Source organism: Microbulbifer taiwanensis (assembly GCF_014904815.1).
Classification (GTDB): domain Bacteria; phylum Pseudomonadota; class Gammaproteobacteria; order Pseudomonadales; family Cellvibrionaceae; genus Microbulbifer; species Microbulbifer taiwanensis.
Genome location: NZ_JACZFR010000035.1, coordinates 77,360 through 101,843, shown reverse-complemented (window position 1 = coordinate 101,843; position 24,484 = coordinate 77,360). Strand labels below are relative to the sequence as shown.

The following is a 24,484-nucleotide window of genomic DNA, read 5'->3' as shown; positions in this document are numbered from 1 at the left end:
ACGCCGGCGTGCGGTTTTTTTTCGGGCCCCCACTTGCTTCAATACCCCGTCCGGGCGCCCCCGCCCACCGGGGCGGGGGCCGAATCTCCTACAATACGCGGATAGCTTCCCCGCGGGATCGACTCCCGTCGGGAACACAGGGCCCCGGCCCGGTATCTTAGGATTGGGCTTTCCCAGCACACCCATCACGAATAACAGGGACTCATCACTCCATGGCCTGGATCAAGCGCACCTTTATCGCCCTGCTCGTCATCTTCCTGCTGCTCGCCGGCGCCGTCGCCTGGCTACTGGCCGGACTCGATGTCAATCAGTACAAGCCGCAGCTGGAACAGCTGGCCGCCAAGCAGGGCATAGCCCTGAAACTGGATGGCGATATCGGCTGGCAGCTGTGGCCGAATATCGCCCTGGAACTGCAGGGCGTACAGCTGGCGCCGCTGCCACAGCCGGAGCAGCCGCTGGTGCGCGCCGACAGGATCGCCGTCGGTGTGGCACTGATGCCGCTGCTGAAGAAGCGTATAGAGGCGCAGGAAATCCTGCTGATGGCCCCACAGATAGACCTGAGCGTCGACGAACAGGGCCGCGGCAACTGGGAGCTGCTCACCGATGCCATGGAGGCACAAAAGAAAGTGGAGGCCGAGCAGCCGCCGAAGCTGGAGGTGCCCGCTGACAAGGCCGGCCAGGATCTCGGTCTGGCCCTGGAAAAACTGCGCATCGAAGACGGCCGCCTGAACTACCGCGACGCCAGCAACGATACCGAGTACACGGTGGAGCAGCTGCGCGTGGCCGCCGACAACCTGGTGCCCGGCGGCGAGCCCGGCCAGGTGGAGGCCAGCGCCCGGATCAGCGGCAGCGCCCTCAAGCAACCTGTACAGCTGGCCCTGAACAGCACCCTGGCCCTGGACGAAGGGCTGAACGGCCTGCGCCTGCAGCCGCTGCAACTGGAACTCTCCAGCGGCGAGGCCGCGGCGAATATCCACCTGCGCGGCCACGTGCGCCGCAGCGCCGCCGAGCAGCCGTGGCAGATACAGATGAACGTCAACGCCGATGTCGAGCCGCTGCGCCCCTGGCTCGCCGTCACCGGTACTGAACTGGTCACCCAGAGCGGCGATGTGCTGCAGAAGCTGAGCCTGGAGACCAGCGTCGAGGGCACCGACAAGAAGCTCGACCTGACCCCGCTGCAGCTGCAGCTGGACGACACCGTCTTCGCCGGCAGCGCCCAGCTGCGCAACGCCGAAATGCCCGGCCTGGACCTGACCCTGCGTGGCGGCGCCCTGGTACTGGACGACTATCTGCCGCCCCCGGCACCCGAGGCAGAGCAAACAGCAGCGGAAGCCCCGGCCACACCGGCCGAGCCCGCGCCCCTGCCGCTGACCGCCATGCGCGGCTTCAACGCCAACCTGGACCTGTCCCTCGAGCAGGTTAAAGCCGTCGACCTGCAGGTGGACAGGCCACAGCTGCAGCTGACCGTCGACAACGGCCTCTACCAACTGCAGAAACTGACCGCCGACCTCTACGGCGGCGAACTCAGCAGCAACGGCCAGTTCAACGCCCGCGGCCAGTCCGCCGTGGCCGAACTGAGCGGCGGGCTCGCCAATGTGGAGATCTCCAAGGTGCAGCAGGCGCTCTTCCCCGGCGATAACCAGGGCAACAAAGTGCAGCTGTCCGGCAAGACCAGTATCAACTGGACCGCGCAGACCCGCGGCGCCGACACACTGCAGCTCCAGGAAAACCTGCGCGCCGCGGTGCAACTGTCCAGCGACCAGCTGGCCCTGGCGCCCTTCAACCTGGAAAAGGGCATGTGCCAACTGGTCAGCTACGCCGAGAAGACCGCGCTGCCTGAGCGGGACTGGCCCGCCAGCACCCGCCTGCAGGACCTGCGCGCCAATATTGCCGTCGAGGGCAACAAGGCAACCATCCAGGAAATCCTGGCCGGTATCGAGAACATCGCCATGACCGGCGACGGCGAGATAGACCTGGAGAAACAGGAATTCGACTTCGCCCTCGGCCTGGCCCTGGTCGGCAGCCGCACCTCCGCCGACGGCTGCACCGTCAAGAACGACCGCTGGCGCAACCGCCCGCTGCCGCTGCGCTGCAAGGACAGCTTCGCCGACGCCGGCGCCGGCAGCTGCAAACCCGACAGCCGCCGCCTCGACGACCTGCTGCGCGACGAACTCAAGCACAAGGCCGAGAAGAAATACGGCGGCAAGGTCAAAGAGAAGGTCGACGAGTTAAAGGACAAATTCACAGGCCTGTTCAAACGCGACTGCCCCGGGGAGCGCGGAGCTCTTTAACAACAGCTGAAGGCCCAAGCCCCGCAGGCGGCCGAAGGCCGCCCCTCCCCGGGAACGCCGAGTTCTTTAGCGAGCAGCTGAAGGTCCAGCTCGGCAGGGCGGCCAAAGGCCGCCATTCCACCAATCCAGCAGTAACACCATGACCCCAGAACAATTCCAACAAGCCGTCCTGAACTGGTTCGACCGACACGGCCGCAAGGACCTGCCCTGGCAACAGGACATCAATCCCTACCGCGTCTGGGTCTCGGAAATCATGCTGCAGCAGACCCAGGTCGCTGCGGTGATACCCTACTTCGAGCGCTTTATGGCCAGCTTCCCGGCCCTGGAGCACTTGGCAGCAGCGCCGCTGGACGACGTGCTCGCCCACTGGAGTGGCCTCGGTTACTACGCTCGCGCCCGTAACCTGCACAAGTGCGCACAGAAAGTAGTGAGTGATCACTGCGGCGAATTCCCCCGCGATATCGAGGCCCTGGCCGGGCTGCCCGGTATCGGCCGCTCCACCGCCGGCGCCATCGCCAGTATCAGCATGGGCCTCAAGGGGCCCATCCTGGACGGCAACGTCAAGCGGGTGCTGGCCCGCCTCCACGCCGTGGACGGCTGGCCCGGGCAGGCCGCCGTAGCGAAAAAACTCTGGCAACTGGCCGAGACCTACACCCCCCAAAGTTGCGATAAAAACGGGCGCGGCAACCACTACACCCAGGCGATGATGGACCTGGGCGCCACCCTCTGCACCAGGACCAGGCCGCGCTGCGACGAATGCCCCCTGGCAGACAGCTGCATTGCGCGCACCCAGGGCAACCCCCAGGATTACCCGGGCAGGAAACCGCGCAAAGAAAAGCCTGTGCGCACCACCACCATGCTGCTGCTCGAACACGACGGCGAAATCTTCCTGCAACAGCGCCCGCCCAGCGGCATCTGGGGCGGCCTCTGGTGCCCGCCGCAACTGGAAGAGGACGACGGCGGTGAAGCCAGCGCGCAGGAGTGGCTGGCCGTGCGTGACCTGTCTGCGCAACAGGTACAGGGGCTGCCACAACTGCGCCACACCTTCACCCACTTCCATTTGGATATTGCGCCGGTGTGGGTGCAGCTTGCAAAAATCCCGGCCCAGGTGGCAGAGAGCGGCGGCGGCTGGTATAAACTGCGCCAACTCAACCGCCCCCGCGCGGCACAGGAACTGGGACTGCCGGCACCCATCGCCAAGCTGGCCAAACAGTTGCTGGCGCTACAGGCGCCGCTGTTGGCCGAGTCCCCGGCGCCCTAGAGACGCTCCCCCGGGGCCGCGGAGCTCCAGCTCCGCATTTGCGGCCAACGGCCGCCCTACAGAGGATGTCGTCATTCCGGTGCAGGCCATCCAGGTGCCACCGAGCTGGATACCGCTACCGGATCAAGCCCTGCGCCGGCATGACGAACGAATTAACGATTGATTCGGAACAGAGCATCTACAGCAAGAATTGCCCGACTCGAAAACGGAGACCCCCATGTCCAGAACCGTATTCTGCCGCAAGTACCAACAGGAAATGGAAGGCCTGGATGCACCGCCCTTCCCCGGCCCCAAGGGCCAGGACATCTTCGACAATGTATCCAAGAAAGCCTGGCAGGAGTGGATGGCCCACCAGACGATGCTGATCAACGAAAAGCGCCTCAACATGATGGAACCCTCCAGCCGCGCCTACCTGGGCGAGCAGATGCAGAAATTCCTCAGCGGCGAGGCCTACGACGAGGCCGAGGGCTTCGTGCCCCAAGGCGACAGCAGCGAGGGTAAAGACGCCTAAAAAGTAAGCGCTCACTCACACGAAAACTATTTAGCAATCAAAGGCTTGACTCAGCCCCGGGGAGCGGGTTTAATACGCGCCTCGCGACGCCGGGAAGCCCGGAAACATCGCAAAGCCCAGATAGCTCAGTCGGTAGAGCAGGGGATTGAAAATCCCCGTGTCGGTGGTTCGATTCCGCCTCTGGGCACCATCTTCAAACCCGCGTCAGCACTAGCTTTCGCGGGTTTTTCGCTTTTGGGTATTATTCTTATTTGACGCAAAAATTAACTCGACCGTCCACAATCCGTCCACCTAATATTTTTTAACTGAACTTTCCTCACAACCCCGTCTCTCCTAGCGCTGAGCATTTTTCCGCGGTGATCCCTTCGTTTAGACCTCTTCTGGGTCTTTCAATTTGCTTGGTTGGATGCCGCAGCCTTAATGCACATCCGCGTGAGTTCCACCAAGTTAATCATTCGATGTCGACCAATCTTGATGGTTGGTAAGTACCCCCTATTTACCTGATTGCGAACAGCACTCAAAGTTAGACCCACATCTTTGGCGAACTCTTTCTGGGTCGACACCGGGACTTTTAGCAGTGTTATATCGATGTGCTGATCCATATTGCTTGGCCTCCATAGTTGTTACAAACGTGCTTCCTGAAAAGCCCGTCTTTACTCACTTTGACCAGTCTTAGCACCTGAAAGTTTTGTTCATTCTGCTTCACAGCCTTTCAATCTGTGAAAAGTGATAGGCTGTGAAACCCCGCGCGGCCCGGGCGACGGGGAGCAATTGCAATTTCACTGATCAATAAAGCGCCTAAAACCGGCAGGCGTGGGGAGGAGTGACCGCGGTCCCTTCACGCGTACAAAAAGTAATCAGAGAAGCGCCAAGCTAGTAGATCCTGGTAGTATTCACGCTGCAAACCAGCTTTGACTCTTCCTGGCAGGATGTGAACAGAGTTGAAAGGAAATCAGAAAGACCCAGGCCCCCACTATGGATGAGTATTTAGAGGAAATCAGGGATAAGCCCCATTTCAGGGATGCAGTTCTCCGAAGCGCGAAGCCAGAGGATGTTGAATTTGTGATGGCCTTGTTGATGAGGGGCGCAGCTCTAGGGCATTTCACTTCGGGCTTGTTATTCGGGCCTTACGAGCAGGGCCAGAGGGAGGCATTTCTCAATTTAACGCAGGGAATTGGGACTCCTGTTCAAACTGACAGAGGAGTAGAGCGAAAACAAACAGCTCTTTGGATCTATGGCAGTCCGCACCTCGGAAATATTGGATTTATAGAGATAGCCGAAAAACATGAGGGAAGCGGGAACCAGGAGTGGGAGATTCTGACCGCGGGGATATCTGAAGAGTATAGAGGCCGCGGTCATGGCCGGAATATGCTGAAGCTATTTATGTTCAACTTCCCTCCGGAACTCACATTGTATGCTCGATGCTATCCCGCCTCGAAGTCCATGTTTCGGCTATTGAAGAGCCTAGGTTTCAAGCTGCTAGGTATTATAGATTCTGGCATCCGAGAACTTGAGAAGCGCCCCGCAAAAAATAGGGCTCCGCAATCAAAATCCAAAAAAAGTAAGCCTGCGTTGGGTAAGCACACCACCACCACGCAGGATTCCGAAAAAATGCTGGATACGCCACCCGATAGCCAGCCAAAACAAACCAACGAGACAAGGCCGAGTAGTCTCTTAGGTAAGCTCAAGCGGTGGTGTAAAGGTCAGATCATTTAGGTCAACGGGCCGTTCCGCGTCCACTGCATCAAGACCGAGCAATAGCCCCGCATACTGAAATAGTCAGGCTGCAAAAAATTATACGGTCCACCATAGCTTCTTCTCCTCTGGCTTATTCAGTCATGTTGTCAAGCTTGCTTTTCAGTGACTCCACATCACCGCTAGCACCGGTATAGGTGCTGGCGGATTCCGGGGCCTGTGTTTTGCCGCTGCCGGGAGTGACGCCCAAGTGTTTGTGGGTGGCCAAGTCGTCGGCGATGGCTTTCACCGCACCCATCAGGTCGCTGAGCAGCTGCAGCACATTGTCCGAGTCATTGCCCAGCCACACGGTACCGCCGGCCTCCACCTTCACCACCTGTTTCAGCTTGGCAATGCGCTCGGCGATATTGCCCACCTGCTCGCGCAGATCATTGCCCACGCAGGTCTTCTGATCGCGCGCGGCCGTGCTGTTGATATCCGCCGCGGTGGTGAGGTTGAGATTATCCAGGGCTGACAGGTTGGCGCTGCCGCCGCTCAGCAGGCGCAGGGCGCCCAGGGCCTCGATGATCTTTACCCCGGCGATTTCCTCCACCGAGTGTTCGCCCACCTGGATGTGCTCGCTGCCGTACTCCGCCAGCAGCTCCGCCGCGGCCAGCACCCGGCGCCGGGAGCTTTCGCAGATATCGCCGTGGGTTTCACGCTGCCAGTGACCACCGGCATCCACCTTTTGCCGCACCGCCTCGCTCTGCTGCCACAGCGATTCCTCGCGATCGAGCGCCGGCACGCTGGCGCCGCGGGCCAGTACCGTGCGGATAAACGGCTGGTCCGGCAGCCCGTAGGCAAAGGCCAGCTCCACCACCGTGCCCGGTTCTGGAAATGCGAAGGTGCCGCGCTCGGCGCCGGCGTAGTGCAGTGGCAGCGGCACGCTGCGAAAAACCGGCAGGCCCTCGTCCACCTCGCCCCGCTCGGTCAGCAGCTGCACATCCGCGGCGTAACGCGGGCGGAAGTCCTCCGACAGCTCCGGCTTCCGCGGCGGGTCGCTGATGGCCACCACCCGCGCCAACAGCGGCAGGTGCAGGCGACTGGCCAGCTCCGGCCGCTTGCGGTCGATCAGGCGCGCGACAGCTTGGTCCATGGGTCCGCACTCCAGGTCAGTTCCATAAAGTTGCCACTGAGCCCCACCTTGGTCAGGTAGTTGCCATTCAGCAACACACCGGGCCTCAGGCGCGGAATGCAGGGAATCTTCGCGCGGCCGGCCACGCCGTGCTCCTTCTGCCAGCCCGCCGGCAGATCCAGCGGCCGGCCGCTCCAGAAGCTTTCCGTCCAGCTGCCCACGTAAACGCTGCCGTCTCCCTGTTGCTGCCAGATAAACTGCGGCACCTGGTAAACAGTGCCCAGGCTATCCAGCGCCCAGTAGCCGGTACCGGCACTGTAAAAAGCCGGGGCCTTGGCGGCGGTGTAGGCTTCACGGCCGGTGATAAAGGTCAACCCGGTCAGCGACGCCACCGCCTGCAGCACTTCCGGCAGGGTCACATAGCGCAACGCCAGCGGCAGGCGCCTGGCCAGGGCTGCAGTGAACTCGCGCGCGAAAATTTTGTAGCGGCCGGGGCCGGCAAGCTCGCAGCGCACCACATAGCCCAGGAAGAAGCGCTGCAGCGCGTCGAGCTGATAGCCCAGGTCCAGCTGCACCAGGCCGGTGACCGACACCGCGCTCTGCACGGTAAAGGCCGCGCGCCCGGGCGCGAAGAGGTCCAGGCGCACATCTTCATCCACCAATGGCAATGGCGTGCCGGCGACGCTCAAACGCTTATGCAGTCGCACCGGATTCCTCCGCGCTCGGCGCCAGGGCATCGTCGGCCCATTTCAGTACCTTTTCCACGCCGGTGTATTCCTGTGATTGGCTCTGCTCTTCGCCACTGTCGGCGTCCACCACCTGCTGGCCGTCCGCGCTTTGGGTTTCGGATTCCTGGGCCTGCGCGCGCTGCTCGATTTTTTCCGGTACCGACAAATATTCCTGCAGGGTGAAATTGATCCGCCAGGCACTCTGCCCCGGCATCTGGCGCACATTGAAATCGTCGGAGAACTGCACCTGGCGCACGCCCATAGCCTGGGCGGTATCGTCCAGGATGTCGTACACCACCAGCTTGCCATTGCCGTCCACCGCCTCCACCACGCGCACCAATTCGCGCAGGTGCTCGGCGGCATCGAACTTGATTACCAGGGAGACAACCAGCGCCTTGGGCTTGATGCCGTTGTTGGCGCGATCGCTGGCACTGGTGTTACCCCCCAGGCTTTCCGTCTCGATGCGCAGGCGGCCGTGCACCACCCGCTCGCTACCGCGCAAAATAAAATCGTTGAGTCTCATAGCCCGAACATCTCCTGCAGCGCGGTCAGCTCCCCCGGCGCGCCGACAAACAGCAGCGCGGTGGCAAACACATGGTCATGGCCATAGGGACCGGCCGCCTTGATCTGCTCGGCGACTTCCCGGGCACTGCCACTGGCAGACAGGCACCAGGTAGGCCCGCTGGCCGCGAACTGCGCCACCAGGTTCTCCGTCGCCGCGCGCACCGCATCCAGGTGGGTCTGTTTCTTTGCCGCCAGGTTCTGCAGCTCCGCCAGTGGATCGGTATTTTCCACTTCATAGCCGTAGGCACAGGCGATCTCCGCCCCGATACTGCCCGCCGACGCCCGCGCCGGCAGCAGCTGCTGCAGGTGCCGCGGCCGCCAGTGACCGCCCAGGGGCGCGCCCGGCAGTACCGACTTTTCCGCTTCCAGGCGCAGCAGGTGATCCGTGCGGCGCTCCGCCATGCGCAGCTCCGGTACCGGGAAGGCCTGGCCGATCGCCGCCAGGCGGGCCGCAAAGGCCTCCAGCGTCTGCTCTGCAAACAGCACCGCCACTGCCTCCAGAGTGCCGGCCGGCGTGTGGGTGTCCCAGGCATCGCCCAGCTTTTCCGCCAGTGCCAGCTGCGCATTGGGCGCGGACAGGTGGCGGCTGTAGCCGGTGCCCTGGCCGACGCCCTCCTGGTAGGGGTGCACCACCAGCAGGCGCAGGTCCACGCCGAACAACGCAACCAGGTTATTCTGCGCGGCGGCGCTGCCCTGGGCGGTGGCCGCCGTGGGGTTTTTCACAAACTGCGGGCTGACGTCGCCAAGGCGCGACAGCGCCGTGTCGATTTCACCGCGGCCCTGGGCCAGGGTGCTGTCGACACTATCGCTCAGCGCCTTGGCGCTGGGCGGAAACTGGATCGCCGCGCTCTGCCAGGCCATCGGTCGCTGTTACTCCTCGGCCGGGGGCTGTGGGTAGACCCCGACTGTCCCTGCGTCCGGCTCTGACAGCTCCTCGATCACCGCGGTCAGGTACTGTTGGGCCACCGGCACAAAAGCTGCGCGGGCGGAAGCCGGCAGGGTATTGCTGTAGTCAATCAGCGCCTGTTCAATAAATTCCATATTCTGTTGGCACTTCATAGTTGGTTGTTTTTGCATTTTTTTCTCCGTTGATTATCAGCCTACATTTTCGTAGCTGGCAGTCATGGTTACGTCATGGGTGATGGACAGCGAGGTGTCGTTTACATTGCGCAATGTGAATCTAACGGTAATTGAGACATCAGTCGTCGAGCCCGAGCTGTCCGTGATCCATATCTGTCGCAGACTGCCCAAGTTGTAATAGGAGTTTTCATTCAGCCCATTAACAACAGAGGATGAATCCCCGCTAACCCGGACCCACTTGACCTCATAATCCGCATTGCTCTCTCCGCTCGGCAACCATGTTCCGTCGGTGCCGCTCTCAAACAAGTCGATGCTCCCGGAGGTGTTGAACTTCACACCAGTGGTTGCCGCGGACGAAGGCTTATCTGTTCTCGCCCAATCACCAGCCGTCCAGATTGGCGCCTTGTGATAGCTAACCGATCCCTTGGCCGCAAATAGCTGCCCGATATCCGTGGAGCCGGCATAGATACCGGTGTTAGCCGCCGCGCTGCCATGGCTCACCGGCGCATACAGGTTGGAAATATCCGTGCTGCCGTTGTAGATACCCACATCGGCGCGCTTGGCAAAGCTGCCGCGCGGCTCGAAGATATTGTCCAGGTCGGTTGACCCCGCAAACAGATTACTCACTGGCAGCCTCCAACTGTTTAGCCAGCTGGTACACCGCCGCGTAGAGATCCGGTATCAGGTTGTCATAGTCCATCGAGGACGGGCGCCCGCGGCCGTCAAAAAGAATCACCTCGGGCGACACCTCGGCCACATCCTCCGCGATCAGCCAACGGCTGTTGGTATGCTTCTGGTCCGACTTGTAGTGGCCGACAGAAACCCCCTTCCTGCCGATCGCCAGCACCCGGCGCAGCGCTTCGGCCGGCGCGTCCACCCGTTCGATATGCTTGGCGCGGCGAGAGGAGCGCGCATAGAAGCGGGTTGCATTCAGGTAGCCGTCGTAGTTCAGGCGAGTACTGGACGACGGGTTTGTCGATCCGCCGTAGAGGCGCCCAGCGGAGCGGGTGGTGCCGTTGTAGTAGAGCGCGCCCTTAGTAGAGCTGCCTGCAGCAATATTGGTCAGCGAGAGTGTCCGGTTGGACGCCAGCGAGCCGCCACCGGAAAGCCCGGTGCTGGCGGAGATGGTGCGATCGACGGGCGGTGCGCCCACGTCCTCTGCGGAAAGGCTGTTCAGCGTGGCGAGGATTCCCAAGCCGAGATTGCTGCGCGCATCGGCCGCCGTGGCCGCACCGGTGCCGCCGCGGGTCAGCGGCAGAATGCCGGTAGCGATCTTGCTGGCGTCGAGATCCGGAATCCGGCCCTCGCCCAGAATTCCGGACGTGATCTTGCCGGCGCTCAGGTTGGGGATCAGCGTGGTGGACACCTGACCGGCATTCAGGTTGCTGGCGTTGCGGTAGAAGGCGCTGTCCTGGCCGCCGAGCGTGCCGGCGTTGTCGGCCTGTTTGACCTTGGATTCCCATACATAGGTGCCGGCGTTGCTATGCACCCGCTTGCCCCACTGGTAGCCATCAACGTCAACTGACAGAGCAATTTGTCTAGATGAACTATGCGAACCAATAATTGCTGCAGTAAGCGTAGGATTGCCGCTCGCACCTTGTGTCGTGCCCAATTCCGCTACGTACAGACCTTGAGCCAAATGACTAGGTCCAGTTGCATCCGGGTCGTGGGTACCCTTGATCAGGATAGGTGTATCAACGACTTGACCGCCGCCTGAGTGCAGCAGATCCACAGTTGCCGAGCCGTTCGAAAACTGAACTGGGACACTGCTTTGGATCGTGGTCGGGTCAGTCGTAGATCCGAATACAGCCTTGTCGGCACTGGAAACATGCGACAGCAGCAATGAACTGCCATTCTGCCGCTTGCCATAAAGTCGACTGGTATTGTTTTTACCTAACTCAATATCCCCGTCGGACACGATTGAACCGACGGCACTGATGGACCCGTCCAGCCAAAGTGTCTTATTCCAGATGTCCAGATTAAACACTTCCTGGGCGGATTTCTTGCCAACCAGGTTGGTAATGTTGTTGCCGTTGCGGTACATCTCAAAGAGACCACCACCTCCGCCGCCCGCATCATTGATCGCCTGGAAAACAAATCGCTCACTGCCAGCTTTTAAGTTCCATCTTTTGTTATTTTCGCTCGCGTCGGTTTCTTCAAATACAAGAATTGGCCCTGCATGTTCTATCTTCAAAAAATCGTAGAGTGTCTGCCCGCCCTTGCTGGTAATGACTTCATGCCAGCTGCCAAATTCCCCACCGGCCAGACCTCTAAGATACCAGGTGGGATTTTTATTATTGGAGCTGACCATATCCCAGCCATATCCACCGTAGCGGTGCTCTACATGCAACCCCCAGTGCCAACTGGAGCCATCATCCGGGCCATTGGGTCTGGAAGATCCTGCATCATAGAAGCCGGACTTACTCAGTGAATTCCACCCGTTTTCACTATCGATAATCGTTGTCGTGCCTGTGCCATTGACCCCGGACACAATCCGCTCGGACTCAATACCACCGACTTTCTCCGAATCCTTCGCCGTGGCGTCCTTACCCAGATACTGAGCATCGTGATTGTGCGCAGTCCCCGACTTAATCAGATCCAGCAGATATTTCGCCAGTCCGTTCGGCGCCTCAAACACCAGGCGTTGATCGATCACCACGCCGCCACTGTCGATATCGGCCACCTGCACCACGAAATGCTCCGCGCCGCTGCCATCGGTATAGTCCGCCGGTGTGCCGCGTACCGGCGTCACCTCCGCCACCACCTGGTCGCCGCTTTTCTGCAGGGACACGTCCAGGGAGATCGCCGTGGGCAGTGCGCCCGCCTCCACTTCCACGGGCGCCGTGCACACGATGCGCACCCCGCCCACATAGCCGATACCCGGCTGCAGCTCGTAGCTGCCGGCGTTGTTCAGCAGCTCCCAGCCGCCTTCAAAGAACGCACCCGCGCCGTAGATATCGCGATTGCTCAGGCGTTCACGCGCGTCCATCGCGTTGAGGTAAGCGGACAGGTCAATCTGCCAGGTCTCCGCCGGCACACTCACGCCGGTGGCCAGCTGCGCATCGGCAAACTGCATCAGGAAATTGCGCGTGATGTTGTTGCCCTGCACCCCGCCGCCGCTGGCCGTCTTGATGGTGTCGGGCAGGTAGGCCACCGCCACCAGGGTGCCGTCCGAGGCCTTCAGGCCCAGCCAGTTAAACGTGAAATCGCCGACGCTGGTATCCATCGCCAGCGAGTAAACCACCTTATCCGGCGACAGGTAGCCGCTCTGGCTGACAGGCGCCTGGTGCACGATATCCCCGGCATCCGGCAGGGTTTCCGCCAGGTTCACCGGCTGGGTGTGGTCCAGCCCGGCGATATAGGCCAGCACAAGATCGGTGATCTGCACCGGCTGGCTGGCGCCGGTCTTGGCGGCAATGTAGGCCGCGCCGCTGTCTACAATGGCTGGCATATCAAATCCCCTTACAGTGATGCGGCCAGGAAGCCGTTGTCGTGGCCGCAGTGGACGGTGCGGGTCTGCACCGCCAGTGCGGTCAGTACCTCAAACTCATAGCGCCGGCAGGTGCGCCCGTATTTGCGCAGCAGGATCATCAGCAGGTCCGGGTTATCCGCCAACTGCGCATCGCTCAGGCTGATGCGGATCACATCCCAGTCGCGATCCGGCAGCCGCTCCTGGATCTCCACATAGCCGATCTGCAACCGCTCGAAAATGCGCTTCATCCCCGCCACGGAGCCCGCATCTTTGGCATTGATAAATGCGTGCTGGACGCGCAGCCGGTACAGGCTCATGGGCTCGCCGGCAAAGCGGGAAACGCTGCGCTCCCACGCCAGCAGTTCCAGCACGCCGGGGGTGCAGGTCAGCGGGTCCAGCTGGCGCACCGGCCAGTAAAGCCACTCCTCCACCGTCCCCCAAAAGCGCTGCGCCGCGCGCTGCAGCTTCGACAGTTGCGGGCCAGACAGCCAGAACGGCAGTTTCAGATCGATCATGCGAGGGTCACCGTTAAACTGTTCAGGCGCGGCAGGGCCATTTGGCTGACGATATAGTCGATATTGAAATCCACCCCGTGCAGCAGCGGGAACTGCGTGTGCAGCTCACCGGAGAGGAAGGAAAAAGAAAAGCGGCTCCAGGGGCGCACCAACGTGGGCGCATAGTCCTGGTTCCCGCGGAAGGCAGCGCGAATAAAATCTTCCACGTCCGCTTTCAGCTGGTCCACGGTTGCGCCGCTCAGGTTTGCCAGCGGGTAGATGGTGGCCGTCACGTCATGCTGGGTTTCCGGCATCGCCAATACCTGCAGGTCGTCGCCGTGGCCATGGTTACCCTCGTCGGTGATCTTGCTCTGGATGCTGGCAATAAAGGCCGCGTCCGGCGTGCCGATTTCCAGCATTACATAGGCGTCGGCGCTACCGGGGCCGCGCGGCGCGTCGCTGTCGAAATACACATTGTCGGCCGCCACACCGTCGAAGCCGCTGATCAGCGCCCGGTACACCGCATCGGTATGCCACTGGTTGACCGCCAGGAACTGCGTGCGGATACGCGCGCGCAGGTCATCGTCCTTCTCCTCGTCCGCACCGGGTTGCAATAGCCAGTCGTCCAGGTTGGTCACCGCGGTAATCCCCGGCAGCAGCACCGGCAATACCGAGTAATAACCGGCCGCCAGGTTGTAGGCGCTGCCGCTCTCCTCCGCTTCGACCGGCGCCAGTGCCGTGGCCATGCCATCGCCGAAGGTGACCGTCTCCGTGGTGCGTAGGGTGTAGACGCGGCCATTGATATTGGCGCTCTGCACCGCGGTACCGGCGGGCACGTCCAGGGTGCCGGCGGTGGTGGCTCGGGTGAATTGCACCTGGCCCAGGGCCTTCGCGGCCAGCTTGCGCTTCAGGTTCACGCCCCAGGCCAGCAGATCGAGGAAGGCGCCCTTGGCGGTCTTCACAAACATCTGCGGCATAACAGCGGTGATCAGCGCCTGGATCAGCCACAGCACCGGTTTGGTGATCAGCGCAGTGACCATGCGCCACCAGGGCGAGACCTCGCTGTCATTGGTGAAAGCCACGTCCTCGGCATCCACCTCTTTTTCAAACTCGGCCTGCACCTCCGCCTCGGTGGTGGGCAGCCCGCCCTCCTTCACCAAGTCGGTAAACAGTTGCTGCTCGTTCATAGATTGAACTCCAGGTGCCCGTAGTCTTCCGTGCGCGCGCGCACCAGAAAGGTTTCGCTATCCTCGCGGGTAATGGATGCGGTACCCGGCACAATGCGCACATCCGTCTCCACCAGGTTTTCCAGCCGCTGCAGGTTGAGCGCTACCTTGGCGCCATCGCGCTCGCCCACTAGCTCCACCAGCAATCCGCTCTCGCGGATCATGTGCTTGATGTCCTGCGCGATCGAGGGGCGATCACTGATACCCAGGGGCACACCGATACCGTCCAGGGCGATATCGTTATTGATGATCAGCAGATCTTGGTACTTGGTATCAGCCATCAGCCAGCCGCCATTTCCAGTTCATCGCTAAAGCTGCTGCCGCTCACCGGCTGGTGCAGGTGCACATTCTCGATATGGTTGCCGCGCTGCTGGTTGTTATTGATCTGTTGGGAGATACCGCCCGACGGCACTGCACTGGGCTGTGACCGCGGCAGTCCGCCCAGCGGTGCACCGGACCTTTCCCGCTGCACGTTTTCCGGCAGTTCTACACCCACCACCCGGCGTTCAAGATTGGCGCCGGGGGTTTCCTTCGGCAGCAGCTTGCCGATACCCGGTATCAATCGCAGCTTGCTCAGAAGCCCGTCCGCCGCGCCGCCCAGGGCATCAAAAATATTCAGTTTGCCCAGCCAGTTTTTGAAGGTCTCGAACCACTGCGGGATCTTGTCCAGTTGCTGGAAAAGACTGCCCACCACATCGGCGCCGGCCAGCAGCGGTGCAAACAGTAGGCGCAGAAAGGCGTTGTCCTCGATCGCTGCGCGCAGCCCTCGCCACTTTTCCAGTAGCCAATCGAAAGCGCGGCCCGGCGCGCCAAACAGGTCCAGCCCGCCCAGCCAGGCCTTGAACTGGCCGAACCAGTCCGGCAGTTTCACCAATTGGCGCAGCAAAAAGGAAACGAGGTCCACGCCGGCCAGCAGCGGTGCAAAAACCAGGGAGAGAAAGGCGTTGCCCTCGATCGCCCCGCGCAATTGGCCCCACTTGTCCATCAGCCCCTGGATAAAGCCCAGGGAGGCCGCCTTTACCTTGTCCCAGTGCTTCACCAGCAGCACCAGGCCGGCTACCAGGGCCACAACGCCCGCCACTATCCAGGTAATGGGATTGGCCCACAGGGCCGCGCTGAACAGCAGTGTCGCCTTGCCGGCCACACGTAGTACCGTGCCGAGGAAGCGCACACTGGTAGCCGCGGCCTTGATGCCGATCGTCCAGGCGGCCAGCAGCTTTGGTTTGTAGGCGAGGTGATAGGCCAGTACGGCGGCGCGCCCCCATTTGAGGGAAGCGTTGTAGAGCCACTGCACGGCGGTGGCGGTTTTGGTGATTCCGATCCAGATAAGTTTGAATCCGGACAGTCCGGCGATAACGAGTTGCAGGCCTCCACCAACAACCGCTAACAGGGAGACCGCCCCGATAAGCCCGATAATGCCCAGCGTTGTATAAGCCACTACGCGGGTCACATTGGGGAACAAGTCCATCCAGCGCTGAGTGGTTACCGCGCTATCTGTCACCCATCCCAGCAGGGGCTTCAGCGCGTCGTTAATAAACGTCCCGAACACGGCGCGGCTATTGCGCACTGCATGGTGTGCCTTTTCCCAGGGATCTGCGATGGCAGAGGCCATCATCTCCAGATCGCGCAATCCTTGCTGTCGTCCAAGCTTTGTCAGCTCCTCGATATTTCCACTGAGCGTTCCGCTAGCATTGGACATCGCCAGCACCATGCTCATGCCGCGCTTGCCGAAGGCTTTCTGCAGCAGGTCCGTATTCCCTGCCGTGCCCAGATCGCCCAGCTTGGCTTTGATGCGATCGATAATCTCCAGTACCGGTAGCGCGCGCCCCTGGTCATTGGTCAGTGTGGTGCCCAATACATCCTCGGCTTTGGCAATACTCTGCAGGAAGGCCACATAGGAAGTACCGGCGCGGGAACCCATCTGCATGGTGTTCTGCAGGAAGCCGAGCACTGCTAACTGTTCCTCCAGCGGGATATTCGCTATCTCGGCAGTCTTGCCCAGATTCTTCAGTGCCTCCACCATTTGCACCCCGTCCGTGTTGAACAGGCGCACAGCGGCCGCGGTCTTGCCCACCACTTGTTCAGCAAAGGCCACCTTACCCATGGCCTTAGCCTGGTCCTCGAAGATATTGAAGGTCTGGCCAACAAAGGCAGAGACAATTTCAGATTCCGCCTTGGTACCCTTGGCAAGCATTGCGGTCAGATAGGCGATATCGCCGAGCTGGTTGCCCTCAATGCCCTGCACGGCGCTCTGGATACGGTAGCTGGACCTGACAATTTCGTCGGCCGCCTCGCCGTAGCGATTGGAGAAGGCGCGAGCGCGCTTCACCAGGTGGTCCATGGCCTCTTCCTTTACCCGCAGGCTGCGCACCTCACCAATAGCCCGGTCCATCTCGATCGCCGGCCCCAGCATCCCGCGCAGGGCATAGCCGGTCGTGAAAAGGCCCGCAGCGCCAGCGGCGATACCGGCCATTCCCTTGGCCGTCCTGACAGTCAGCTTCTGCATCTGCGCATCCAGCTTTCCCAGGGGGCCGCTGGCCTTATCGATCACACCGATGCGAAACAGCAGCTTTTCCAGTTTGGTGCTCATTCAGTTTTTCCAGGCTTTGCCAATGCCGTTAGCCACGGCTGTCTCTAAATTCCGCCAGTAGTCCTTCTCCAGGAACAGCGCCGCACCCAGGGTGTCATCGTCCTTTTCCATCCCAGGCAGCCACTTGTCCGCGTAGGCACACAACTGGCTGTAGGTGTTTTCCTCCAGCGCCTGGGCTAGGCGCTCCGCTTTTTTACTGCGATTTGCAGATCCGGGCTGTAGGCCTCCACAAGCTCGCCGCCGATACCCACTTCACTGCCGGGATAGTCGGCGAGGATTTCCAGCAGCGCCGGCTTGTTCTCGTCGCGCACTGTTTCCACCAGGAAGTTGTGCATGGGCGCGACCTTCTGGTTTGGCCCCAGCTTGTTGATCAGTTTGTTGTACTGATCGCGCGTGACCTCAAATGTGATTTCCTTGTCACCGATGGTGAGTTCGATGATTTGCGCGTTGTTGTTGGTTTTGGCAGGCATGATTGCAGCTCCTAGTTTTGGTTCCGTGCGGATGGTTACAGCAGCCCTTTCAGGCCGGATTTAATGCCCGCGAACAGAATGCCGCAGACGGTTGTTATGAAAATTCCCAGCAGGATGCGCCGCGTCCAGACGCCGATCTGATCAGATGCCTTGCGCTGCTGGCGCAGGTGGGCGAAGTCCTTCTGCACTTCCAGGAAGTCGGACGTATCCACGCCCAGCTTCTCCATCAGGTCTTCCATCGCCTCGCGCGCCGCCCTGCGCGCCAGCTCTTCGGCTTGCTGTTCGGTGAGGTTGGCCACTACTGCCCCCGCTTTCCTGGCATAACCTTGCCAGCCCAGTTCTCGACCGCAGTGCGCAACATACGTCTGAAGCCGAAGGTGTCGATATAGATAAGGGCCAGCGCCCACCAGTAATATTCTGGTGTTGCTTTCAGAGCGGTGAAGCCGGCCATTACCGCCCGCTGCAGGTCACCGACCCTGTATTGCTCTGCAACGGCCAGCTCATACAGCGGTGCAACAAATAAAAGCACCACCGGCAATGTGGTGATGATCAGCAGGAAATCGTCTTTCCATCCGCGCTGACCTACGCTCTCCCGGTCCATCGCCGCAGCGTGATCGTCGCCGCTTTGTGCGCGATCAATCCGCGCCTGGTTGCTGACCTTCCTTAGCTCCAGCTCTCCGCGCCGCTCCTCGGCCTTCAGTTCGCGCTTGTGCCGGAAGTAGTCCATCACCCCGCCGAACAGGAATTTTCCGGCGGCCACTATTGCGGTTGCACTCACAGGTCGCCCTCCTCGATAAGTGTGTAGGTAAAGCTGCGACCCCAGTTCTCCGCCGCACGCTCACACAGTGCCATCAGTAAGTCGAAATCCTTCGGGTGCGCCAGCACCTGGCAGCCGGCGGACCACTTATCCACCTGGTGGCTCTCTCGGTGCGCGTTGGCGCGGTGGCAGTTGATACCGAACAGGCCGGTATCGATGGGCGCGTCCTGGTCCAGTACCTGGTCGCAGTCGTTGTCGCGGTACACCTGCACCGGCCCGCGCTGCACCAGTGCCGCGTACTTGCCCTGGTGCAGGCCTTTCTGCCAGAGCCCCGGGTATTGGCCCGGCACCACAATGGCGGTGCCGTTGACGTTGGCCGGGCGTTTGCGCCAGTAGAGGCCGGGATCGGTAGTGGCCGCGAAGGTCAGGCAGTGAGGCACGCCGTCAAAGCGCCAGGCCACGGATAGGAAATCGTTGAACGTATTGGCCGTGTTGTCCGCGGTGCGGATGCCGACCAGGTTCAGGTTGTAGTCGCCCTCGTCAAAAAAGGCGTACCCTTTGCGGATCAGCGCGGTCTGCAGCTGGCCGTAGCGCGGTTGCTTGTCCATGGTCACAGCCCCTCGTCTTCCTCGATGGATTTCTGGCAGTGGTTCGGGTCTATGCGGTGCAGCAGGTCGCACAGGAAGCGGCACAGTACACAGCGCTCCTCGCGCACCGCCTTGCCCATGCGCGAGCTGATGGTCTCGTCCGGGTCGCCACCCAGCAGCGCGTTGGCGAGCTGGTCCAGGGCGATCAGCAGGTTCCACAGCCAGCGTTTGATAGCGCGCATCAGCGTCTCTCCTGTTGCTCCGCGAATGCCTGGCAGTCCACGCAGCGGGTCACACCGCCGGTTGCCCGTCGCGCCTCCGGTATGGCCTCGTCGCAGTCCTCGCACTCGGCCAGGCTGGGCCGGTCGAAGTTGCCGCGCCCGCGCTGGGCATCCAGCGCGCGCTGGCGTTGCGCCTCTTCCAGCGCCGCGGCGCGGTCAAAATCGTCCGGCATCTACCGCGCCCCTAGTTGAAATTTTCGGTTTCGGAGGCGTCCACGTAGGGCACACCGTTGATGCGCACAAAGTCGGAACCGGTGACGTCATAAGGCAGGGTGTGCATCAGTCGCTCGCTACCGGACTGGTTGGCGTTCAGCAGCTCGGACAGACGGAACTTGCAGTCGAATGCCTCGACGTTGATCTTCTCGTCGGTGGTTTCCGCGTTCATCACCACGTCGAAGGTCGGCAATTTACGGAAGCTGCCCGCCTCTTTGGCGGCATCACAAATCACCTGGAACTGGGAGGTGTTGAGTTTGACTTCTCCACTGGCGGAGACCTCGCCCGCAATAAACCCATCGGGTATTCCGCGGGTTTTGGTCGGGGCGGTGGCGTCGTCGATGGTGATACTGATCTCCTCGATATGCACCATGTAGGAGCCGATCATCACATCGACATCTTTACCGGTCAGTTTCTGGCCCATGGGCTGTGCTCCTCAGAAAGGTGCGCCAGGCGCACCGGGAAATTAACTTTCGCTGGAAAGATCCAGGGCAATATTTGCAGTGAGTTCCTTCGGCGAGTTGTAGGGCGTGGCGCGCAGGTAGATATCCACCTTGCTGTTGGTCTGCCACACAATTTCCACATCGCCATCCTTCGGCGGCTTGATCTCGCCGGGGAAGAAGGTACCGGCGATGGTGGCGCCCTTGGCCATCTCCCGCAGCGGACGCATGAAATAGGTTTTGTTGCTGGCGATAGAAATGGGCGTGCTGTTGAGCTGGCGGTTGGCGACGCGCGCGATCGCCAGCAAGCGAATGGCCCGGGCGGCCTTGTCGATCACCCGCAGGTGCTCGATCACCTGGTAGTCGCCGCCGTCGGCGTCCAGCAGGTTGCAGTCGCCCCAGTAGGTGCCGGGGTAGTCCGGGTAGGTCTGCGGCACCGACAGGCGCAGGGCGTCCAGGCTGGACAGTGTGGCCATATCCAGCGGCGCACCATTGATATCCACCGGTACCGCACCCAGGGACAGCAGCGGGCCGGTGGCCACGCGCATCGGGCTGTCGGCGATACTCACCGCGCGGTTGCACAGCCGGCCCGCCAAAATGCCCAGGTTGTTGCCGTGCAGCAGTGGCACCGCGGCCACCCGGTAGGCGCTGACCGAATTCACAATAGCGGACTGGACCGTGAGGTAGTCACCCCAGTTTTCCGTGGCCGGGTCAATACCGGGGGTGGCCATCAACGTGATCACGCGGCGCGCCTGGTTGGTGCGCACGCTTTCCGCCTTGGTCTGGGCCGCCTGCAGGCCTGCAGCATCGGTCACCGGTGTGCACACAGATACCAGCTCCGGCGACACGCTCTGCAGGGCCATATCCAGGGCATCTTCCCAGTCGGGACCGGCAGACATGGGCACGGCCCAGGCTTCCCAGTTCTCGCCGCCGTTGGCCTGTGCCGCGGCCACCTGTGTTTTCAGCTGCGAAGTATTGGCGCCCAGAACATCGTCCAGGTTGGATTGGCTGTTCAGCGCAACCACCGTGTCCAGGTTGGCGTCGCCGAGGCCGAGGAACAGCGCCTTGCGCTCCACCTCATCGAAGCTGCCCTGCCCCAGGTTCAGGTTGTTGACCGTGACTTTTCCCAGTGCCATAGCATTTGCCCTTTTTTCGCTAGAAGGTTATGCCCGCTTGATGCGGCGCAGTGTTTCGTCAAAAACGGTGTTGGCCAGTTCGTCAATTTCCCGCTGGTCCGCGCCGAGAAAGCTGCGATCCGTCAGGGGAATCACCCAGCTTTTCTTCGGTTCCTCGTCGCGCATCTGCCGCAGGATCAAACCGGCCTGGCCCAGCGTGAGGTTTTCCAGCATCCACTTCATGGTGGGCTTTTTCCTGCGCCCGCCGGCCATGCGCACCTTGTAGCCTTCCTGTTTCAATGCCCGCGCCTGGCGGCGGGTGCAGGGGGCGCTGTAGTCCGGTTTTCCGTAAACCTTTTCCGCCTTGCCGGCACTCCATTGCTCCGGTACGCCGTGCTGGTGCGCGTAGCCAATTTTTGCGGTGACGGCATCGCTAAACCCCACCTCGGCGCCGCGGCTGTCGCTGCGGGTGCGCATTCGTTTGCTCATGCCCCGCAACATCTTTTGCCGGCCGACCTTGCGCTTCTCCCAGGGCTGGCCCTGTAGATCCCTCTGTGCGCGTAGCCGCTTGCGGCTAAAGGTGCGCACCTTGCGCGCCATGATCCCGGCCATCCGGCGGCGCTCGGCCGGCTTCATCTTCAGCACCTGAAACTGTCGGCTCAGGGTCAGGTGCCCGCTGATATCAACTCTCGTGAACATAGGGCGCGTCTGTGGGCAGCTCTTTGTTATCGCCTACCGCCACCTGGTTGGGCTCATCCACCGGTACCGGCGCCACGGCCCATCGTTTGCCCAGGTAGCTGATCGGGCCGCTGTCTTCTTCCACTAGGTCGACGCTCTCGGAGAAGCGGATGGTGATTTCCACATCCGCCAGCTGGTCATCGATCACGTCGACATCGATGTTCGGTTCCGGCAACTGCAGATCGAGTCGTTCTTTGTCGTGTTCCATCAGCCAGGTGGTTACCAAGGCAAACAACAGCGCCGGATCTGCGCCGTAGCGCTCTATCTGGATCACGGCGTCGTAGGCCTGCCGGCATACGCGAATGCCGTTACCCAGGTTCTTACTGGCGGTTTCCAGGGTGCCGTTTTCCATCCAGCTGGCGAATTGCTCCGACGCCACCAGGTTGGCCGATTCCAGGTGCGCGCGAATGCCGGCCAGTTTTTCCAGCGCCATCAGATCAGCTCCACAGTGATGGTGGTGGCCTTGCCCAACAGGTAGCGCAGGGCGCGGTCCGCTTGGGCGCGGTACATCTGCGCGGTGCCGTCACTTTCCTTGGCCTGGTTCTCGCCGATCTCCCGGCGCGTGACGGTGGCGAACTCGCCGAACAGGTTGGCCGTCGCGCGGCAGAAGACGGCGCGCTGGTAGTGCTCCACCAGCACCTTCTTGCCGCCCAGGGATTCATCGCTCACCGCGGCCAAGGTGGCGTGCCCCTCGGCCTGCCAGCTGGCCTGCTGTTCGGCCAGATCGTCGTTGGTATCGAGCATGGCCAGGCGCAGGTGGTGTTCGACCTTTTCCTGCTGGTACTCCGCCGGTATGCGATACAGTTTCTGCAGGTCGCCCAGGGAGAGATCCGGGAAAAAACCGTTGTTCTCCAGGGTGACTGCCAGATAGCTGTCGGATTTGCCGGTAAAGCTCATGCCCAAACCTCAAATTAAAAACCCGGCGCCGAGTGGTTAGCCTGACCGCACGGGGCGACAGACGCCCCACTGGCCCGGGTGGGTGGGGGACTCTTTACAGTTTTGCGCGCAACTTATTCAGCCAGGTTTTAACCCCGGCCTTTTCCGGGTTCACCGCCTGCGCCTTTTCCAGCCACTGTGCCGCCGATTCCAGTTCGCTGTTGCGCTCTGCGTACAAGGCTGCAAGGCGGTACAGTTTGGTGCGCACAATCACGTTCGTAACCAGCCAGCGTTCGCTCTCTACCGCTTCCAGCACCTGCTCGAAGTAGGGGCTGGCGCTCTGGTTGGCCTTGTACTGGCGCTCTGCCCAGTCGTGCACCGTCTCTGCTACCCAGGTGGGCAGATCGCGCTTGAAGCGCTCCGGCAGGTGCTGTTGCTGCTCGATCGCAAAGTCCGCGAGTTCTAGTGCCGGCTCGATGTCTTCCACATCCAGGAGCCAGATAACGCAGTACACCAGCAGCTCGTTCGGGTAGTGCTCGCCCGCCTCACGATAGGTCTTCACGTGTGGCAGGTACTTCGGCAGCAGCCGGCGCTTCAGCTCGATTTTTTCTTTTACGTCGGAGCGCTCTGATAGCAATTGCAGATCCGCTTCCAGGGCTGTTTCGATCACGGCGCGATCCGGAGTTCGAGCCATGTCTATACCGGCAAAAACAGGGCGAGGGGCGGCCTTCGCCATGTCTAGCTCCTTTGCCTGCTGTTTTGCGCGGGCGCGTTCTTGGTGTTGCAGGGTAATCAGCGGCATGGCTGTCATCCTTTATCGTTGTGGGTTCAAAAAGCCCCCGGCGCTCTCTGCGGGAGATAGACCGGGGGAAGGTCCGCGCTGCCCGTTAGGCCCAGCCGCCGGCGCCGTCCGGCAGTTTCACGTTGGCGAACTCCACGCCCGCGGCCTTTTCCTCGTCCTCGATCACGTAGCCTTCGTTGACCGAGTTGTAATCCTCCACGCGGGAACGCTTTGGATTGTCGGACACCTGGCGGCGCCAGCTGTCGGTCTGGTAGTAGATGGAGAGGTTGTCCAGGCTGGTGATCAGGATGCCGCGCGCCGGGAAAAACGGCACATCGGTTTTGAGCGGCAGGCCGGCATAGACCTTGCTGACCACCTCGTTCTCTATGCGCTCTTTCTCGGTGGGCTTCTGCCCCAGCGCCTTGTAGAGCGCTGCCTTTTCTTCGGCCACCAGGTCTTCGCCGACGATGGCCACCAGATCCCCGGCGCCGCGGTGCAGATGGTTGATCATCTGCTTGACCGCATGCACGGCGGAATCCAGGTTCTCGAAATCGCCGCCCGCGCCTATGCGGATCTCGTTGGCCATCTGGGTACCGGTGGAGCCGTCAAACCACTGGGCGCCGCCGTTGTATTCGCGCAGCAGCTGCAGCCAGCCCTTGTTCACATCCTCGCCGTTGGGGTTTGCCACCGGGTTGGTCACGGCGGCGGCACTGGTGCCGACCCAGCCGACGCGGATGCGCGCCAGCGCGATCGCCTTGCGCACCCACTTGCCGTAGCGCTCCTGGAAATCGGGGAACTTGGCCCAGGCGTCGATGGTGGCCCACTTGATATGGGTGTCGAACTCGGTGGGGAACAGCTCGTAACCCTTGCTGCCCAGAGAGAGCACATCGCTCGTCTGGCGGTCGTTGTTGTCGGTGTCCGTGCGCTTTGGCACCAGACCAGCGGCGGAGCCGATGACCTTCTCGCCCTTGATCTCATCCACCGGCACCACATTGACTGCCTGCAGGAAGGCATCGCTCTCGACGATCTTATCCTGCAGCTCTTGGGCGATGGTCGGCATCACATTGAAGTTTTCGGAGACCGCCTCAACGCCATAGCTCGCTGCCATGGCGACCAGCATTGCGCTAAACAGTTTTTTGGTTTTCGGTTGCATAGTTGCTTTCCCGTAAATAGGTGAATCGTCGAGTTGTTGGTTACCGC

29 protein-coding genes and 1 tRNA gene are annotated in these 24,484 nt (G+C 61.4%); 5 read left to right on the top strand and 25 right to left on the bottom strand.

Translation table 11 applies throughout. From position 1 onward, the window contains the following. The first annotated feature begins 212 nt into the window (after window positions 1-212). The 5 genes from IG627_RS13585 (at window position 213) to IG627_RS13565 (ending at window position 5,779) form a co-directional block, all read left to right on the top strand. Window positions 213-2,291, top strand: a complete 2,079-nt coding sequence (locus IG627_RS13585) for an AsmA family protein (protein WP_193192908.1) — start codon at window positions 213-215, stop codon at window positions 2,289-2,291. A 139-nt stretch (window positions 2,292-2,430) separates the two neighbouring features. Next, the gene (gene mutY, locus IG627_RS13580; RefSeq protein ID WP_193192907.1) at window positions 2,431-3,552 is read left to right on the top strand and encodes an A/G-specific adenine glycosylase; all 1,122 of its coding nucleotides are present in this window, start codon (window positions 2,431-2,433) and stop codon (window positions 3,550-3,552) included. A gap of 217 nt (window positions 3,553-3,769) precedes the next feature. Then, window positions 3,770-4,063, top strand: coding sequence for an oxidative damage protection protein (locus IG627_RS13575; RefSeq protein WP_193192906.1), 294 nt, complete (start codon window positions 3,770-3,772; stop codon window positions 4,061-4,063). A 114-nt stretch (window positions 4,064-4,177) separates the two neighbouring features. Then, window positions 4,178-4,253 (top strand) — tRNA-Phe (locus tag IG627_RS13570). A gap of 785 nt (window positions 4,254-5,038) precedes the next feature. Beyond that, window positions 5,039-5,779, top strand: coding sequence for a GNAT family N-acetyltransferase (locus tag IG627_RS13565; protein WP_193192905.1), 741 nt, complete (start codon window positions 5,039-5,041; stop codon window positions 5,777-5,779). A gap of 112 nt (window positions 5,780-5,891) precedes the next feature. Here IG627_RS13565 and IG627_RS13560 read toward each other — a convergent pair whose 3' ends face one another. From IG627_RS13560 to IG627_RS13445, 25 genes are all read right to left on the bottom strand, one after another. After that, on the bottom strand, window positions 5,892-6,893 hold the full coding sequence (locus tag IG627_RS13560) for a hypothetical protein (RefSeq protein ID WP_193192904.1): 1,002 nt from the start codon (window positions 6,891-6,893) through the stop codon (window positions 5,892-5,894). Further along, window positions 6,869-7,579 (bottom strand): hypothetical protein, encoded by a 711-nt coding sequence (locus IG627_RS13555; protein ID WP_193192903.1) that lies wholly within the window; start codon window positions 7,577-7,579, stop codon window positions 6,869-6,871. The genes IG627_RS13560 and IG627_RS13555 overlap by 25 nt, the downstream gene beginning before the upstream one ends. Next, window positions 7,566-8,123: a baseplate complex protein gene (locus IG627_RS13550; RefSeq protein WP_193192902.1), complete on the bottom strand. Its 558-nt coding sequence runs from the start codon at window positions 8,121-8,123 to the stop codon at window positions 7,566-7,568. The genes IG627_RS13555 and IG627_RS13550 overlap by 14 nt, the downstream gene beginning before the upstream one ends. Then, complete coding sequence (locus tag IG627_RS13545; protein ID WP_193192901.1) at window positions 8,120-9,025, bottom strand: hypothetical protein; 906 nt, start codon at window positions 9,023-9,025, stop codon at window positions 8,120-8,122. The genes IG627_RS13550 and IG627_RS13545 overlap by 4 nt, the downstream gene beginning before the upstream one ends. A gap of 9 nt (window positions 9,026-9,034) precedes the next feature. Beyond that, window positions 9,035-9,223 carry a hypothetical protein gene (locus IG627_RS13540; RefSeq protein WP_193192900.1) on the bottom strand — a complete coding sequence of 63 codons (189 nt, stop codon included), beginning with the start codon at window positions 9,221-9,223 and terminating at the stop codon, window positions 9,035-9,037. Between the two features lie 36 nt (window positions 9,224-9,259). Beyond that, window positions 9,260-9,871 carry a hypothetical protein gene (locus tag IG627_RS13535; protein ID WP_193192899.1) on the bottom strand — a complete coding sequence of 204 codons (612 nt, stop codon included), beginning with the start codon at window positions 9,869-9,871 and terminating at the stop codon, window positions 9,260-9,262. Further along, window positions 9,864-12,695 (bottom strand): phage tail-collar fiber domain-containing protein, encoded by a 2,832-nt coding sequence (locus tag IG627_RS13530; protein ID WP_193192898.1) that lies wholly within the window; start codon window positions 12,693-12,695, stop codon window positions 9,864-9,866. The genes IG627_RS13535 and IG627_RS13530 overlap by 8 nt, the downstream gene beginning before the upstream one ends. Before the next feature lie 11 nt (window positions 12,696-12,706). Next, a complete protein-coding gene (locus IG627_RS13525; protein WP_193192897.1) occupies window positions 12,707-13,231 on the bottom strand; it encodes a phage tail protein in 525 nt (174 codons plus the stop codon). Beyond that, complete coding sequence (locus IG627_RS13520; protein ID WP_193192896.1) at window positions 13,228-14,397, bottom strand: baseplate J/gp47 family protein; 1,170 nt, start codon at window positions 14,395-14,397, stop codon at window positions 13,228-13,230. Before IG627_RS13520 ends, IG627_RS13525 begins: the two co-directional genes overlap by 4 nt. After that, window positions 14,394-14,717, bottom strand: a complete 324-nt coding sequence (locus IG627_RS13515) for a DUF2590 family protein (RefSeq protein WP_193192895.1) — start codon at window positions 14,715-14,717, stop codon at window positions 14,394-14,396. The genes IG627_RS13520 and IG627_RS13515 overlap by 4 nt, the downstream gene beginning before the upstream one ends. After that, the gene (locus IG627_RS13510; protein ID WP_193192894.1) at window positions 14,717-17,026 is read right to left on the bottom strand and encodes a phage tail tape measure protein; all 2,310 of its coding nucleotides are present in this window, start codon (window positions 17,024-17,026) and stop codon (window positions 14,717-14,719) included. The genes IG627_RS13515 and IG627_RS13510 overlap by 1 nt, the downstream gene beginning before the upstream one ends. Beyond that, complete coding sequence (locus IG627_RS21300) at window positions 17,027-17,170, bottom strand: DUF6890 family protein (protein ID WP_377483954.1); 144 nt, start codon at window positions 17,168-17,170, stop codon at window positions 17,027-17,029. It lies immediately after the preceding gene. Window positions 17,171-17,202: 32 nt separating this feature from the next. Then, a complete protein-coding gene (locus IG627_RS13505) occupies window positions 17,203-17,496 on the bottom strand; it encodes a putative phage tail assembly chaperone (RefSeq protein ID WP_193192893.1) in 294 nt (97 codons plus the stop codon). Between the two features lie 35 nt (window positions 17,497-17,531). Then, window positions 17,532-17,795: a hypothetical protein gene (locus IG627_RS13500; RefSeq protein WP_193192892.1), complete on the bottom strand. Its 264-nt coding sequence runs from the start codon at window positions 17,793-17,795 to the stop codon at window positions 17,532-17,534. Further along, window positions 17,795-18,274 carry a hypothetical protein gene (locus IG627_RS13495; RefSeq protein WP_226865105.1) on the bottom strand — a complete coding sequence of 160 codons (480 nt, stop codon included), beginning with the start codon at window positions 18,272-18,274 and terminating at the stop codon, window positions 17,795-17,797. Before IG627_RS13495 ends, IG627_RS13500 begins: the two co-directional genes overlap by 1 nt. Then, complete coding sequence (locus IG627_RS13490) at window positions 18,271-18,861, bottom strand: hypothetical protein (RefSeq protein WP_193192891.1); 591 nt, start codon at window positions 18,859-18,861, stop codon at window positions 18,271-18,273. Before IG627_RS13490 ends, IG627_RS13495 begins: the two co-directional genes overlap by 4 nt. Before the next feature lie 2 nt (window positions 18,862-18,863). Further along, window positions 18,864-19,082 (bottom strand): hypothetical protein, encoded by a 219-nt coding sequence (locus IG627_RS13485; RefSeq protein WP_226865103.1) that lies wholly within the window; start codon window positions 19,080-19,082, stop codon window positions 18,864-18,866. After that, window positions 19,082-19,294, bottom strand: a complete 213-nt coding sequence (locus tag IG627_RS13480; RefSeq protein ID WP_193192890.1) for a TraR/DksA C4-type zinc finger protein — start codon at window positions 19,292-19,294, stop codon at window positions 19,082-19,084. Before IG627_RS13480 ends, IG627_RS13485 begins: the two co-directional genes overlap by 1 nt. A gap of 11 nt (window positions 19,295-19,305) precedes the next feature. Continuing rightward, entirely contained in the window at window positions 19,306-19,758 is a 453-nt protein-coding gene (locus IG627_RS13475) for a phage protein (RefSeq protein WP_193192889.1), read from the bottom strand. Between the two features lie 42 nt (window positions 19,759-19,800). Then, window positions 19,801-20,910: a DUF2586 domain-containing protein gene (locus IG627_RS13470; RefSeq protein ID WP_193192888.1), complete on the bottom strand. Its 1,110-nt coding sequence runs from the start codon at window positions 20,908-20,910 to the stop codon at window positions 19,801-19,803. Between the two features lie 27 nt (window positions 20,911-20,937). Beyond that, window positions 20,938-21,588, bottom strand: a complete 651-nt coding sequence (locus tag IG627_RS13465; RefSeq protein ID WP_193192887.1) for a phage virion morphogenesis protein — start codon at window positions 21,586-21,588, stop codon at window positions 20,938-20,940. Beyond that, on the bottom strand, window positions 21,572-22,060 hold the full coding sequence (locus IG627_RS13460; protein ID WP_193192886.1) for a phage tail protein: 489 nt from the start codon (window positions 22,058-22,060) through the stop codon (window positions 21,572-21,574). Before IG627_RS13460 ends, IG627_RS13465 begins: the two co-directional genes overlap by 17 nt. Further along, the gene (locus IG627_RS13455; protein WP_193192885.1) at window positions 22,060-22,524 is read right to left on the bottom strand and encodes a head completion/stabilization protein; all 465 of its coding nucleotides are present in this window, start codon (window positions 22,522-22,524) and stop codon (window positions 22,060-22,062) included. Before IG627_RS13455 ends, IG627_RS13460 begins: the two co-directional genes overlap by 1 nt. 94 nt (window positions 22,525-22,618) lie before the next feature. After that, the gene (gene gpM, locus IG627_RS13450; RefSeq protein WP_193192884.1) at window positions 22,619-23,239 is read right to left on the bottom strand and encodes a phage terminase small subunit; all 621 of its coding nucleotides are present in this window, start codon (window positions 23,237-23,239) and stop codon (window positions 22,619-22,621) included. Window positions 23,240-23,390: 151 nt separating this feature from the next. Beyond that, complete coding sequence (locus tag IG627_RS13445) at window positions 23,391-24,437, bottom strand: phage major capsid protein, P2 family (RefSeq protein ID WP_193192883.1); 1,047 nt, start codon at window positions 24,435-24,437, stop codon at window positions 23,391-23,393. Between the last annotated feature and the right edge of the window lie 47 nt (window positions 24,438-24,484).

Bases quoted from the DNA above. Each gene is read 5' to 3' on its own strand.
- IG627_RS13545 (WP_193192901.1), bottom strand. From the start codon at position 9,025: ATGGCCTGGCAGAGCGCGGCGATCCAGTTTCCGCCCAGCGCCAAGGCG.
- IG627_RS13560 (WP_193192904.1), bottom strand. From the start codon at position 6,893: ATGGACCAAGCTGTCGCGCGCCTGATCGACCGCAAGCGGCCGGAGCTG.
- IG627_RS13525 (WP_193192897.1), bottom strand. From the start codon at position 13,231: ATGATCGATCTGAAACTGCCGTTCTGGCTGTCTGGCCCGCAACTGTCG.
- IG627_RS13480 (WP_193192890.1), bottom strand. From the start codon at position 19,294: ATGCCGGACGATTTTGACCGCGCCGCGGCGCTGGAAGAGGCGCAACGC.
- mutY (WP_193192907.1), top strand. From the start codon at position 2,431: ATGACCCCAGAACAATTCCAACAAGCCGTCCTGAACTGGTTCGACCGA.
- IG627_RS13460 (WP_193192886.1), bottom strand. From the start codon at position 22,060: ATGGCGCTGGAAAAACTGGCCGGCATTCGCGCGCACCTGGAATCGGCC.
- IG627_RS13475 (WP_193192889.1), bottom strand. From the start codon at position 19,758: ATGGGCCAGAAACTGACCGGTAAAGATGTCGATGTGATGATCGGCTCC.
- IG627_RS13585 (WP_193192908.1), top strand. From the start codon at position 213: ATGGCCTGGATCAAGCGCACCTTTATCGCCCTGCTCGTCATCTTCCTG.
- IG627_RS13510 (WP_193192894.1), bottom strand. From the start codon at position 17,026: ATGAGCACCAAACTGGAAAAGCTGCTGTTTCGCATCGGTGTGATCGAT.
- IG627_RS13485 (WP_226865103.1), bottom strand. From the start codon at position 19,082: ATGCGCGCTATCAAACGCTGGCTGTGGAACCTGCTGATCGCCCTGGAC.
- IG627_RS13490 (WP_193192891.1), bottom strand. From the start codon at position 18,861: ATGGACAAGCAACCGCGCTACGGCCAGCTGCAGACCGCGCTGATCCGC.
- IG627_RS13455 (WP_193192885.1), bottom strand. From the start codon at position 22,524: ATGAGCTTTACCGGCAAATCCGACAGCTATCTGGCAGTCACCCTGGAG.
- IG627_RS13540 (WP_193192900.1), bottom strand. From the start codon at position 9,223: ATGAAGTGCCAACAGAATATGGAATTTATTGAACAGGCGCTGATTGAC.
- IG627_RS13445 (WP_193192883.1), bottom strand. From the start codon at position 24,437: ATGCAACCGAAAACCAAAAAACTGTTTAGCGCAATGCTGGTCGCCATG.
- IG627_RS13470 (WP_193192888.1), bottom strand. From the start codon at position 20,910: ATGGCACTGGGAAAAGTCACGGTCAACAACCTGAACCTGGGGCAGGGC.
- IG627_RS13505 (WP_193192893.1), bottom strand. From the start codon at position 17,496: ATGCCTGCCAAAACCAACAACAACGCGCAAATCATCGAACTCACCATC.
- IG627_RS13575 (WP_193192906.1), top strand. From the start codon at position 3,770: ATGTCCAGAACCGTATTCTGCCGCAAGTACCAACAGGAAATGGAAGGC.
- IG627_RS13550 (WP_193192902.1), bottom strand. From the start codon at position 8,123: ATGAGACTCAACGATTTTATTTTGCGCGGTAGCGAGCGGGTGGTGCAC.
- IG627_RS13565 (WP_193192905.1), top strand. From the start codon at position 5,039: ATGGATGAGTATTTAGAGGAAATCAGGGATAAGCCCCATTTCAGGGAT.
- gpM (WP_193192884.1), bottom strand. From the start codon at position 23,239: ATGGCGAAGGCCGCCCCTCGCCCTGTTTTTGCCGGTATAGACATGGCT.
- IG627_RS13515 (WP_193192895.1), bottom strand. From the start codon at position 14,717: ATGGCTGATACCAAGTACCAAGATCTGCTGATCATCAATAACGATATC.
- IG627_RS13530 (WP_193192898.1), bottom strand. From the start codon at position 12,695: ATGCCAGCCATTGTAGACAGCGGCGCGGCCTACATTGCCGCCAAGACC.
- IG627_RS13520 (WP_193192896.1), bottom strand. From the start codon at position 14,397: ATGAACGAGCAGCAACTGTTTACCGACTTGGTGAAGGAGGGCGGGCTG.
- IG627_RS13465 (WP_193192887.1), bottom strand. From the start codon at position 21,588: ATGTTCACGAGAGTTGATATCAGCGGGCACCTGACCCTGAGCCGACAG.